This window comes from Vibrio sp. QJM3NY_39 (assembly GCF_057785895.1).
Map to the genome: position 1 here is coordinate 2127459 of NZ_CM173505.1, position 13319 is coordinate 2140777.

12 protein-coding genes are annotated in these 13319 nt (G+C 43.8%); 9 read left to right on the forward strand and 3 right to left on the reverse strand.

Annotated elements, in window-relative coordinates; genetic code table 11:
• The first annotated feature begins 13 nt into the window (after positions 1-13).
• A complete protein-coding gene (gene hutH, locus AC3CHU_RS09515; RefSeq protein ID WP_017072924.1) occupies positions 14-1546 on the forward strand; it encodes a histidine ammonia-lyase in 1533 nt (510 codons plus the stop codon).
• Positions 1547-1772: 226 nt separating this feature from the next.
• A complete protein-coding gene (locus AC3CHU_RS09520; RefSeq protein ID WP_010438254.1) occupies positions 1773-2498 on the forward strand; it encodes a DUF3581 domain-containing protein in 726 nt (241 codons plus the stop codon).
• Between the two features lie 141 nt (positions 2499-2639).
• Here the strand turns inward: AC3CHU_RS09520 and AC3CHU_RS09525 are convergent, their stop codons facing one another.
• Entirely contained in the window at positions 2640-3101 is a 462-nt protein-coding gene (locus tag AC3CHU_RS09525) for a methyltransferase family protein (protein ID WP_488524427.1), read from the reverse strand.
• Between the two features lie 67 nt (positions 3102-3168).
• Entirely contained in the window at positions 3169-6204 is a 3036-nt protein-coding gene (gene ydiJ, locus AC3CHU_RS09530) for a D-2-hydroxyglutarate dehydrogenase YdiJ (RefSeq protein ID WP_488524428.1), read from the reverse strand.
• 221 nt (positions 6205-6425) lie between these two features.
• Here ydiJ and AC3CHU_RS09535 point away from each other — a divergent pair, with 221 nt between their 5' ends.
• The 7 genes from AC3CHU_RS09535 to AC3CHU_RS09565 all read left to right on the forward strand — a co-directional run bounded on the left by AC3CHU_RS09535 (position 6426) and on the right by AC3CHU_RS09565 (position 12599).
• Positions 6426-7109 (forward strand): DUF3334 family protein, encoded by a 684-nt coding sequence (locus AC3CHU_RS09535; protein ID WP_004733423.1) that lies wholly within the window; start codon positions 6426-6428, stop codon positions 7107-7109.
• 208 nt (positions 7110-7317) lie between these two features.
• Complete coding sequence (locus tag AC3CHU_RS09540) at positions 7318-8007, forward strand: DUF2786 domain-containing protein (RefSeq protein ID WP_004733422.1); 690 nt, start codon at positions 7318-7320, stop codon at positions 8005-8007.
• Positions 8008-8149: 142 nt separating this feature from the next.
• A complete protein-coding gene (locus AC3CHU_RS09545) occupies positions 8150-8818 on the forward strand; it encodes a YiaD family glycine zipper/OmpA-like lipoprotein (RefSeq protein WP_004733421.1) in 669 nt (222 codons plus the stop codon).
• Between the two features lie 156 nt (positions 8819-8974).
• The gene (locus AC3CHU_RS09550) at positions 8975-10069 is read left to right on the forward strand and encodes a tetratricopeptide repeat protein (RefSeq protein WP_479277301.1); all 1095 of its coding nucleotides are present in this window, start codon (positions 8975-8977) and stop codon (positions 10067-10069) included.
• A gap of 165 nt (positions 10070-10234) precedes the next feature.
• Positions 10235-10423 (forward strand): hypothetical protein, encoded by a 189-nt coding sequence (locus tag AC3CHU_RS09555; RefSeq protein ID WP_004733419.1) that lies wholly within the window; start codon positions 10235-10237, stop codon positions 10421-10423.
• A gap of 372 nt (positions 10424-10795) precedes the next feature.
• On the forward strand, positions 10796-11203 hold the full coding sequence (locus AC3CHU_RS09560; protein WP_488524429.1) for a SulA-like leucine-rich domain-containing protein: 408 nt from the start codon (positions 10796-10798) through the stop codon (positions 11201-11203).
• 292 nt (positions 11204-11495) lie between these two features.
• The gene (locus tag AC3CHU_RS09565) at positions 11496-12599 is read left to right on the forward strand and encodes a phosphoribosylaminoimidazolesuccinocarboxamide synthase (protein WP_488524430.1); all 1104 of its coding nucleotides are present in this window, start codon (positions 11496-11498) and stop codon (positions 12597-12599) included.
• Positions 12600-12781: 182 nt separating this feature from the next.
• Here the strand turns inward: AC3CHU_RS09565 and AC3CHU_RS09570 are convergent, their stop codons facing one another.
• Positions 12782-13159: a hypothetical protein gene (locus AC3CHU_RS09570; RefSeq protein ID WP_017072933.1), complete on the reverse strand. Its 378-nt coding sequence runs from the start codon at positions 13157-13159 to the stop codon at positions 12782-12784.
• Between the last annotated feature and the right edge of the window lie 160 nt (positions 13160-13319).

Genomic DNA, 13319 nt, shown 5'->3' on the forward strand with positions numbered 1-13319 from the left:
GTCTGGAGAAAACATGTTGAATTTATTACTTAAACCAGGACTTCTTGGCCTACCTGAACTGCGTAAGATTAGCCGTAGCCCTGTAAACTTATCGCTCGATCCTGCAGCCATTCCTGATATTGAAGCGAGCATGCACGTTGTCGAACAAGTGATTGCTGAAGATCGTACTGTGTATGGCATCAACACGGGTTTTGGCTTGCTAGCAAATACCAAAATTGCGCCTGAAGATCTCGAAGTACTGCAGAAAAGTATCGTACTTTCTCACGCGGCGGGCATTGGCAAATTCATGTCTGATGAAACTGTGCGTTTGATGATGGTGCTCAAGATTAACAGCTTGTCTCGTGGCTATTCAGGTATCCGACTCAAGGTCATCAACGCTCTTATCGATCTAGTGAACGCACAAGTTTACCCATGTGTTCCACAGAAAGGATCAGTTGGTGCATCTGGAGATCTCGCTCCCCTTGCACACATGAGTACCGTTCTGCTAGGTGAAGGCCAAGCACGTCACAACGGAAAAATCATCACAGGCTTAGAAGCAATGCAAATCGCTGGCTTGGAGCCTATCACACTAGCACCTAAAGAAGGTTTGGCGCTGTTAAACGGCACACAAGCATCAACCGCCTTTGCATTAGAAGGTCTGTTCGCAGCTGAAGACTTGTTTGCGTCTGCAACCGTGTGTGGTGCGATGTCTGTAGAAGCAGCGCTAGGTAGTCGTCGTCCGTTTGACCCTCGTATACACCGCGTTCGTGGTCATCGTGGCCAAATGGATGCAGCACTTGCTTACCGTCACATGCTTGATCAAAAGAGTGAGATTGGTGAATCACACACTTGTTGTGAAAAGGTTCAAGACCCTTATTCGCTGCGTTGCCAGCCTCAAGTTATGGGGGCGTGTTTACAGCAGATTCGTAATTCAGCAGAAACCTTAAACATTGAAGCAAATGCCGTATCCGACAACCCACTTGTTTTTGCTGAAGACGGTGACATCATTTCAGGTGGTAACTTCCACGCCGAACCCGTCGCAATGGCAGCCGATAACCTTGCATTGGCAATCGCCGAGATAGGTAGTTTGTCAGAGCGAAGAATGGCACTGCTGATTGATAGCGCGCTAAGTAAACTTCCACCTTTCTTGGTCGATAACGGCGGCGTGAACTCAGGCTTTATGATTGCTCAAGTAACATCAGCAGCATTAGCAAGTGAGAACAAAACCTTGGCTCATCCGGCGTCAATAGATAGCCTACCAACTTCTGCAAACCAAGAAGACCACGTATCGATGGCCACCTTCGCAGCACGCAGGCTTAGATACATGGCCGAAAATACACGAGGGATTTTGGCCGTAGAATATTTAGCTGCAGCACAAGGGTTAGACTTCCGAGCGCCAAACCTTTCGTCTCCTCGCGTAGAAGAGGCGAAACAAATTCTGCGTGAGAAGGTCAGCTTCTACGACAAAGATCGCTACTTCTCACCTGATATTGAACAAGCGAATCTGTTACTTAAGTTGTCCGTTCATAACCATCTAATGCCAGAAGGCACTCTGTGTAGTTTTTAAAGCAAAAACACTCTAAACAACACCTCTTAAAGTGTTGTATAAACAAGGGCTATTAATTAGCCCTTGTTGCATTGAGTCAAAGACCATACCCTCTTAAAAATCGTCACATACCATCCAACGCATTTATCTAATTGACTGATATATAAACAAAGTTAACTGGATAGACCATTAGATCGAAGTTAGTTAGCTATAATCCACGCCAGATTTGATGACTAATAGCGATACTATGTTTCTGACACCTTACTTTTCAACTGAAGACAATCAATTTCAATTCACTCGTGAACAGGCTAGCCACTTTGCTAAAAAAGTAGCCGCTGACTTCAACCCAATTCACGATGAAGACAACAAGCGCTTCTGCGTGCCTGGCGATCTTTTGTTTGCAGTACTTCTGCAAAAAGAAGGCATCAGCCAAAAAATGCGTTTTGATTTTTCAGGTATGGTGGGTAACGGTATTGCGCTAAGCGTTGACAACAAGTGTGAGAAAGAAAGCTCACTGGTTGACGAGAAAGGCAAAGAGTACCTACACATGTCTTGTGAAGGTGAAAAGAGCCACGATCAAGCGTTCATTGAGCACGTAGTAACAAACTACGTCAAGTTCTCTGGTATGAACTTCCCACATATCATGGTTCCTCTTATGGAAGAGCAACAGATGATGATCAACTGCCAACGTCCTCTTGTTATTTACGAGAGCATGGAAGTTGAGTTTACTCGCCTAGACCTATCTCACCCAGAAGTTGAATTCTCAGGTGCAACTTTTGATGTTGAAGGCAAGCGTGGCATCGTGACATTGAACTTTGATTTCAAAGAAGACGGCGAAGTAGTCGGTAAAGGCGTAAAACGCATGGTAGCAAGTGGCCTTAAGCCATACGACCAAGCTTCTGTCGACGACCTAGTAAACCGCTTCAACGAGCGTAAAGAGATGTTTCTAGCTCAGTTTGCAGCTGCCGCTTAATCAGCATCCTTATTTACACATCTCGATGTAAATAAGCTCTAGAATAAGATCAATAAAGCCCAGCTTGATATCCTCAAGCTGGGCTTTTTTAGTACGATCCCTGACTACACGAAGACACTCAAGCCTGCACTCAAGTCAATACTAAATCCAGCGCCTAACCTTTTGTTTGTAATCAACATATTCCGCACCGAACAATTGCTCTAGAGCGCGCTCTTCTGGCTTAATTTGGAACTGAGTCATGTAAATCACGAATACAAAGCTAAGCAAAACACTGAATAGGTTTTGGAAGAAGTAACCGAAGCAAAACAGTAGGATGAATAGACCTAGATACATTGGATTTCGTGTATAGCCAAAGATTCCACTGTCCACCACTGCAGAAGCGGTTTCGACTTTGATCGGATTAACAGTGGTTTTCTGTTTTCGAAACTCCCATATGCCTGATATTCCAATAACGCCACTCAATACAATCCCGATACCGAGCACAGCCATTCCATAAGGCAGTGTCAATGTTCCTTGGCTCAACTGCTGAGCACAGAAGTACGAGGCCATGAATACAATAATGAATAGTGCAACGGGTGGTACTTTTAACTCTAGAAATCTCATAGCTTTCCTTATTAACAATTCCATTGTTAGTTTAGAAAAAAGCCCAGCAATTGCTGGGCTAAATGTATTAAAGAATTTTTGCGAGCGCCTGTAATGGGTGGGCAAGCTTCTCACCCTCAAAACGCTTCACTTGGCTTCGACAGGAATAACCCGTCACTAAGCAACGCTCTTTCGGTAAGTCTTGCATTTGAGGCTTCCAACTTAAACCGTATATATCTTTCGACATTTGTAGCTTATCGACTTCGTGCCCGAAGGTGCCCGCCATGCCGCAACAGCCGACAGGAACGCTGGTTAACGCAGCACCAAAGTGTTTGAAGATAGTGCCCCACTCTTTTTCAGCGTTCGGCATTTTGGTCTTCTCAGTACAGTGAGCGAACAAGTACCACATCTCTTCACTTTCAGAACGAGCTTCGAACTCACCTAACGATGGCATTAACCATTCATGCACGGTCAGCACATCAAAGTCGCCACGCTTGTCACCTAAGATCTCGACGTATTCATCGCGGTAACAAAGCACCAGTGCAGGGTCAACACCGACCAAAGGAATACCGATATCCGCCACCATCGACAAGAAATCCGATGTAGATTTCGCCTCTCGAGCAAAACGATTTAAGAAGCCCTTAATGTGTAGCGCTTTTCCATTGGGTTTGAACGGCAGTAGTACCGGTGTTTTACCAAGTTTCTGAGCCAAGGTAACGAAGTCTTCAACAACTTCTGCATCATAAAAGCTAGTAAACGGGTCTTGAACGATAAGTACATGCTGTTTCTTCTGCTCAGAAGACAAGCCTTCTAAGTACTGTAAGTCGAAGAGTTGCAGTTCTTTACTCGCCAGACGATTTTTTAGCGTAGGCACCGACATCAATGGTGCATCAACATAACCGACTGTTTTAGCCGTTGCGGTTTGTATCCACTTTTGACCCAATGCTGCGTTCACGACTTTCGGTGCTTTCGCCATTAGCGGCAGCATGGTTTCAATGTTGGCAACTAAATAGTCTTTTGCTGGGCGCTGATAACGCGAGTAATAGATGTTCAAGAATCGAGAACGGAAACTCGGCACATCGACTTTAATCGGACACTGGCTCGCACACGCTTTACACGCAAGACAACCGTTCATCGCTTCGTGAACTTCATGCGAGAAATCGTACTCATGGCGTTTGTTCATCGTATTGCGAACACGCTCAACCATGGTTTTAACCGGAGTATTGTCCTTCAGCGCTTCTTGCTCTAAATCGAGAATATCGACGCCTTGCTCAGTTAACTGACGAAGCCACTCTCTTACCAAGCCTGCGCGGCCTTTTGGTGAATGACGACGGTCTGCCGTGACTTTCATCGAAGGACACATTGGCGAGCTTGTATCGTAGTTGAAACATAGGCCGTTGCCGTTACATTCCATCGCTTGTTTGAAGCTGTCACGCACTTGTACGTCGATCTGACGGTCATAGAAGCCACGCTTGGTATCGGTGACTTTCACCAATTCAGCGTCGCTTTCTAATGGCGTACAGATCTTGCCAGGGTTCATCTTGTTGTGCGGGTCGAATGCTGCTTTAACGCGTCTTAACTCAGTAAACAGCTCTTCACCAAAGAAGTCAGGGCCATACTCAGAACGGAAACCTTTACCGTGTTCACCCCACATCAAGCCACCGTATTTCGCCACCAGCTTAACCACTTCGTCAGAGACTTCGTGCATCAGTGCTTCTTGCATCGGGTCACACAGATCAAGTGCCGGACGAACGTGTAATACGCCCGCATCAACGTGACCAAACATGCCGTAGTTCAACTCTTTTGAATCGAGCAGTACTCTAAATTCAGATATGAAGTCAGCCAAGTTTTCCGGTGGCACACAGGTATCTTCAGCAAAAGCGACTGGTTTAGCTCTGCCTTTCGCCGCACCTAACAAACCCACCGCTTTTTTACGCATATTGTAGATTCGGCCAATGCTCGCTAAGTCGCTGCACACTTGGAAGCCAATCACACCTGCTTCTTCGGTTTCTAGCATGCTTTCAAGTTGCGCGGTCAGTGCTTGAACTTGTTGTTCAACTTCCGCTTCATCTTGGCCTGCAAACTCAACCATGTTGATACCAAGCATCTCTTTATTGGGAACATCCATAAGCAGGTCGCTCACAGTGTGCCAAACGATGTCTTGCTTCGCTAGGTTCAATACTCTTGAATCAACCGTCTCAACAGACAGCGCTTTCGCTTCTACCATGAACGGCGCATTACGCAGCGCAGAATCGAACGTGTTGTATTTCACGTTGACCAGCGTTCGCGCTTTGGGAATAGGCGTTAGGTTGAGCTTTGCTTCCGTAATGAAGGCTAATGAGCCCTCGGCACCACATAGGACGCGAGTCAGATCAAAGCTGTCGTCTTGTTCGTTGATTGCGTTCTTTAGGTCGTAACCTGTTAAGAAGCGGTTCAATGGTGGGAATTTATTAAGAATTTGAGCGCGCTTGTCTCGACAAACGGCTTCAGTAACCGCAAGGGCATGGTGAGCAAATTCACCCTCAACTGGCAAGCCGTGCGATAAATCAGACTCTAGACACGAACCATCCGCGAACACCGCTTGTAGCGACAACACATGGTCGGACGTTTTTCCGTACTTCAACGACCCTTGGCCCGAAGCATCGGTATTGATCATGCCACCTAAGGTTGCTCGGTTACTGGTAGAAAGGTCTGGAGAGAAAAAGTAACCGTAGGGACGTACCGCATCATTCAATTGGTCTTTAACGACGCCAGACTGAACTCTTACCCAGCCCTCTTTCTCGTTAATCTCAAGAACCTTATTCATGTGTCGTGAAAGGTCAACCACGACACCTTTCGTCAACGATTGACCGTTGGTTCCGGTACCGCCACCACGAGGGGAAAAGGTCACACGTTCGTAAGCGGATTTAGCACCCACTTGACCGAGCAACACAACGTCTTGAGTTGTTTTAGGAAGGATGACCGCCTGCGGCAATTGCTGATAGACACTGTTATCAGTCGCCACAGCCAAACGGCTAGAATATTGAGATTCAATGTCGCCAGTAAAGCCCGCTGTTTTTAGTTCATCTAAAAAGCGTACGACTACTGGATCGACATCAGCATTAAGTTGAAGTCTTGGTAACATTTGCTTCCTGCCCCTACTTCGCTGATCCAATCAGCATTGGGTTATCTGAGATTTTTAATAATTTTCTTTGAATTTCGTCACTTTACTACTATTAAGATCATATAAAAAGGTGATCAAATCAGAATCTCAGTGCAAGAATGGAGAAATAGTCACTTTCGTCTTAATTCAGTCCAATATACTGAATAACATTTTGTTTAAGACATCTCCATGAGCACATCACAATGAAAAAAAACAAAACAGTCACAACTGAAGATATTCTTCTTAAGCTATGCCAATCAGTCTCAAGCGTACTCACTTCAGCGACGGCTTCTCAGGTGTCCTATTCAGCTATGGTTCAAAAGATCAACAAGACAAGTCTGAAGCCAGACTTTGGTTGTTTCGTCTTATTTGACGGTGGCTTTTCTGGTCTTGTTGTCATCAATTTTACGTCTAAAGCCGCGCTAGAGATCTATACCAATTACATGCGTAACATGGGCATGCCAGAAGATGAGCTGGCGGTACTGCACACTTCAGACGAAGTGGGCGATGTTTTAGGTGAGCTGATGAACCAGTTAGTTGGTGATTTCACCAATAAAATCCGTAAAGAACTGCAAACCAACATCACACAAAACCAACCGAAAATGCTGGCATTGAACAAGCAAGTAAACCTTTCTGTTGATACTAACCTAGATCGTCCACAAGCTCGCCGAGTGACCTTCTCGACTGCAAACAACAACATCTTCTATCTAGAGCTTGCAATGGATAAGACAGAATTCATCCAATTAGAAGAATTTGAGATCGCTGAAGACGAATGTCCAGACAGTATTCTTGAGGCTACTCAGAAAAAAATGCAGGAAGCGAATAAGCCCGCTCAAAGTTCAGGTAATGATTCGGCAGCCGATCTACTCGATGAACTTGGTATCTAGTTTGCTAATGCTCTAGTTAATCCGGAAAATCGTGTCACTAACGCCATCAATACGCTTGATGGCGTTTTTGTATTACCCAGAAGCCGCCTTTTCCATCCTTCATAATGGCTCACCGCGTAATAACAAATGACTTTTGACTTTGCTGTTACCTGCCAAAACATGTAAAATGTCGGACTTTTCAAAATTTGCGGTAATGATTAAGTAGTCGATGGATAAGAAAAAAGCCCTAAAGAAAATTGCCAAGTGCCTTGAGCTTGGAAATTCTGCGAACGTCAATGAAGCGGCCAATGCGATAAAAATGGCGCATAACTTGATGCTGAAATATGGTCTCGAGAAAGACGATATTGAATTTATCAAGATGGGAAAAACTCAGTCCAGTCATCTGTTACCTGCAAATATCAGCTCTACACTGCTGCGTGTTATTCGCGGTATTAACACCAAGTTTGGCGTAGAAGCCGTATTACTGAACCACAAAGGCCTTAAGCGTGTGGAGTTCATTGGTGAAGCTGATCGAGCGATCTTTGCTGCCTTTGCTTTCGATATTATTTATCGCGAATTGAACGAGCATACGGGTCAATTCAGAAACAGCTTTGCAGGATCTGGTACAGGAACTCTCGAAGTCACTCGTCGTGTGAACTCTTACGTCTCTGGTTGGGTAGAAGGTGCGCTTGAAAAGTTGCCAATCATTACCCCGGATGACGAGTCAAACAACAAAATCAATAACTACATTGATAAAGAATTTGAAAATATTGACCGTGAAACCTTCAAACAACAACTCAGAGAGGCGATGAAAAACCTCACCGCTGACTATGAAGTTGGTTTGAAGAAAGGTCGTAAGCTCTCGGTAAACCGCCCTGTTGGCGGAACTCAAGCGGCTAAAAAAATCACCAAATCGTAGAGCATGCCATTTAGCTAAATCATAATGCTTGCTCTTTACATTTCCTCAGCACATTGTTACAACCATCAATAATACTTATAGGACTATATGTTTGTCATTCGCAATCCATGCGTTTGACAGAAGTACATGATGGAGAAATACGTTGAAAAAAATCACACTAGCCCTAGCGCTTACTGTCGCTCTAACGGGTTGTCAGGCAACTCAACGCCAAAATGCTACAACAGGCGAATCTGAGACGAACTCTGCAACTCAAGGCGCTCTAATTGGTGCAATCGCTGGTGCCGTTGCTGGTGCTGCTACTGGTGACGATTCTAAAGATCGCCGTAAACGTGCACTCATTGGTGCTGCTGGTGGCGCCGCCGTTGGTGGTGGTATAGGTTACTACTTCGACCAACAAGAAGCTGCACTTCGTGAAGAACTCATGAACTCTGGTGTTCAAGTTGAACGCGTTGGTGAGAACCAGCTTCTACTTCGCCTAGAAAACGGCATTGGTTTTGGTTCTGGCTCTTACGCTTTAGAGTCTAGTATTCACAACACACTACGTGGTGTTGCTCGTATCTTAGTTGAATACCCAGACACTAGCCTAGTGATCGACGGTCACACTGACAGCACTGGCAGCGAGTCGTCTAACCAAATCCTTTCTGAGCGTCGTGCTGAATCTGTTCGTGCATTCTTGATCTCTCAAGACGTTGCTGCCGGTCGTGCCATTGCTCGTGGTAACGGTGAACGTTACCCTCTATGTGACAACAACACGTCTCAAGGTCGCGCTTGTAACCGTCGCGTAGAAATTCAAATATTGCCGCTTAAGTAGCACGGTTAAAGCCCAGTTACCTTTATCTATTGAATTAACCACTATATAGTTGCTTGTCATTCGTATCGCTTATTTTAAGCGTTACGACTTAACGCTCAGCCACATAGCGTATTCATACTGACATATCGATTCTGGGCTTTTTACGAGACTTATCTTTTGCTGATCCTATCCAACATTCTGTCATCATCACTTCTTAGAGCTCTATTTCTAGCCCTCATCTTTTCCACGATACCTTTGTCCACCACACATTTCGTGCACGCAGAAAGCAGTGATGAATTTTCATTAGCTCCACAATCTCAAGAGTCACAACCTCAAGATCCAGTTTCTCAATACCAATTAGCTCAAGCTTATGAATCGGGTATCGACGTTCCTGTTAGCACTAGTGATGCATTGTATTGGTACACGCAGTCAGCAGAAAATTGCAACCCAAACGCGCAATTTAGACTGGGTGAATGGTACTTGGCAGGAACAGGTGTTGAACAAAGCAACAAGCTAGCTTTAGAATGGTTTATCAAATCAGCATTGCAAGGTAACAAACGCGCCTCAGTTGAGGTCGCAAAGATCTATGAGTCCTCACTTGAGAAAGATCTACTCCAACCATTAGATGCAGCACAGCTATGGTATGAAGCGGCCCTAAAAGACAACCCTGATGCAGAAGATGGTTACAATCGCGTTCTCGAAGCCCAATTCAACCAACAACGCGCCAAGCAGATCTCTTCGATTGAGCAGCTTAATGACAACGTCAGTGCAGAAGCCAATACGAATCAACCAAGTACCTTCCCTTCGGCACTAACTTCTAGAGACCAAGCAACACGTTCTAACCTAACAAACTATGACTATATGATCGGCGCAGTACTGGCCGTTTTAATTGCAATAGTGAGTATCAGCGCGACTCTGGTTGTATCGCGAAAGCGACAGATTCTGAAGTCTGGTGAGTTAAATCAGCAACAGCAGACACTTGAAGCGCAACTTAGCGCGAAAGACTTCACCATTAAGCAGCAAAAGCGCCAACTTCACACTATCTATAACGAACTGAAGAAGCAGAAAAACAACAAGAGCTTGAACAATTTTCAGGTAGCTTGTGCGCTATTTGGCTACACGCCTAGCTCAATTCCGGACCAGAAAAGCATCAAGATACGATACAAACAATTATCAAAGATCTACCATCCAGATGGTCACGGATGTGACGAAGAAATGAAACGTTTGAACAATGCGCTAAAAACCATTTTACAAAATGTTACAAAACCGTAAACAACTACACATATTAAATTTGCAAGGTCGCAAAGATATCGATTTTATTAGTGTTGCAATCGATCCCCCTCTCAAAAACGGGTAACAAACTATTAACTAATGGGTCTTACTTGTGTCATAATTTGCGCCGAAAATACACCTGACTTAAACAGGTGAGGAGAGAATATGTTCACAATAGAAGGCGTTTGTGATTGGTGCAAAAAGCCAAGCCTAGTTAAAAAGCACGACTACCTAGATGGTAAGTGTCATCATGCATGTAAAGAGTGCAATGATATTGCAACCATTGATGTTCGCCAGTTCAATATTGGTGAAATGGAAATGAGAGCAAAACTCTCCCAAGCGACATTGAGATAAGCAACACCGTTGAAATATAAGAAAGCGCCTAAGGCGCTTTTTTTGTGTCTGTGGTTTTAGATCTTCTCTCTTCTCTCTTCTCTCTTCTCTCTTCTCTCTTCTCTCTTCTCTCTTCTCTCTTCTATACAGGTGTATACAGTACTTTTCTGTCAAAACCACTGTATAAACCTGTATAAGGCTCACATTTTTTCAAATTATGAGACAAAACAGCAAATTCATTCAAATTTAATTTATTATTTAATTTCAACAACTTAACTATGTTCAATCTATAACTTAAGACAAAATCGTCCAATAATCCCGCAAAAAACGCTTGATCTTATAAGCAACTGAAACTACTGTATACACATACAGCATGTATATAAGGACAGCAAAATGATTCAAGCACACGTTAAAGCCCAACACTCTAGCCCGCTAGTTCACTGCGCATTTACATCAGTTTCTCGTAAAAGAAAAAATTCAAACGAGGAAGCGTTATTTGCAAGAATGGCGTTGCTGTCCAACCAACATCAGTGGCTACTGTTTACCGCTCAAACACCGAGACCATCGGCTAAGCAGCTTAAGCAACATAATGTTTGCTGCGACCGAGTTATTCATATGAAAGCCTCTCATCAAATGACTGAGGTAGAAACCGTCGAGAAAGCCATTCGCTCTAAGAATGCGAGTGCGATTGTGGCAAGTGCATCGATTGATCAATTCAGTCAGCAATACCTAAGAACATTAGGAATGCGCTTTCAGTGCGAGGTCTTCTTTATGGATGCGAATTCAGAGCGTATTCACTAAGCCACCTTGCTTAATAACATTTTGGCTCACAAACATAGCTTAATCTTTTAGCTAACAAACTTAAGTTAACCGCATAGCTCCAAAACACAGTCCAAATATACTGCCTTCCCCTGCCCTACAATTCGCCTATTTTTTGTCGAATTGTTAGGCGGGGGTTTTTATTTAAATAATAGATTTAGCAATCGTTTGCTTTTTATCTGGAAGGAAATAGTAGATTGAGTATAATGCCCGTCTAATCATGTGCACACCGCACTTCTCTGTATGACGTTTGATAAAAGATAGGAATGTCTAAATGAGCCTTGCTGATCAAGTTCTTGCCGTAAATGATGACCTACCAATCCGTACTGACAAACCTGTCCACAGTGGCAAAGTTCGCTCAGTCTACTGGTTAACTGAAGAAGATAGTCAACGACTAATCAAAGAAAAAGGCTACGATGTAGCACCAGATGCGCCTTTAGCAATCATGGTGATCAGTGACCGTATCTCTGCATTTGATTGTATCTGGCGTGGTGAAGGTAATCTTAAAGGTGTTCCAGGTAAGGGAGCGGCTCTGAATGCTATCTCTAACCACTGGTTCAAATTGTTTAAAGACCACGGACTTGCTGACAGTCATATTCTTGATATCCCTCACCCGTTCGTATGGATTGTACAAAAAGCTCGCCCAGTCATGATCGAAGCGATTTGTCGTCAATACATCACAGGTTCAATGTGGCGTGCATACGCAAACGGCGAACGTGAATTCTGTGGTATCGAGATGCCTGAAGGCCTCGAGAAAGACAAGAAGCTACCTGAGCTACTGATCACGCCTTCAACAAAAGGGATTTTGAAAGGTATCCCTGGTGTTCCAGAAGCTGACGATGTGAACATCTCGCGTAACAACATCGAAGATAACTTCGCAGCGTTCAACTTTACTCAAGCAAGCGATATCGCGCACTACGAGAAGTTGCTAAAAGAAGGCTTCAACGTTATCAGCCAAGCACTCGCGAAAGTCGACCAAACCTTTGTGGATACAAAGTTTGAATTTGGTTACGTCAACGATGCTCAAGGTAAAGAAAAGCTGATCTATATGGACGAAGTGGGTACTCCAGATTCATCTCGCATTTGGGATACTCAGGAATACAACAAAGGCAACATCGTTGAAAACTCTAAAGAGGGTTTCCGTCAGTTCTTGCTTAACTACTTCCCTGATGCTGACATTCTATTGAACAAAGAACGTATGCCAGAGCGTGAAGCATTAGCTCGTGACAATGAACTTCCATTGGATGCGTTAATGTCTCTTTCTCGTACTTACCTTGATATCGCGGCAAAAATTACAGGCGGCGAGATTGTATTGAGCGACAATCCTAAGCAAGAGATAGTCGATGTATTGCGTGCCGACTATGGTCTAATCGACTAATACGATTTGGCTTTAGGCTTAGACTTAGACTAAGCACTGTTCAATCAATACCTCGTCTTAAAATACGCAAAAGGGCCTCATCATTGAGGCCCTTTTTTATGATATACACTTCACTAAATTCATAGAATTAGCCTTGAATTCAATGAACTAACTTTGAAGTCATAGGACTAAAAACATTATGATCACAGCTTGATAGTAAACTCTTCACCAGAGTTATCTGCAATCACTAAATGGCTACGTGATTCTATGTAATCAATCTGCTCTTCTTCAAGAGAATACGGCATAACAACTTTGAGCTCATTTATCCCTTCTAGCTTGGCAAGCTTAAGTAAGGTGACAATGTTTGATTCATCACTTTTACGCGTAGACATTGATTTCAAAGCCATCTGCCATAAACGGTCTTCTGGGGTTGCTAGCTCTTTGATGCTATCTCTCCAGACAGTGCTGAATACTGGCGCAATCGTGGTTAGTGCTTCCAGAAAAGTCCATTTTTTACTGCATGATGCGCCAAGAAATGTTGTGTAATCAAACTCTACACGCGTCTCTTCCTGTTTATCCATGATGTCCCCCGACACTTTGGCAACACAATATACTCAATATCCACCAACTCTTTCTTTATAGCAATAGGATATAGAAGAATAGTCTTTTATGACCTTTTGATTGGTTAAAAAGGCATATAAAAATCAATTTTGTAACAAAATAAGCACTGAAAAATCATAT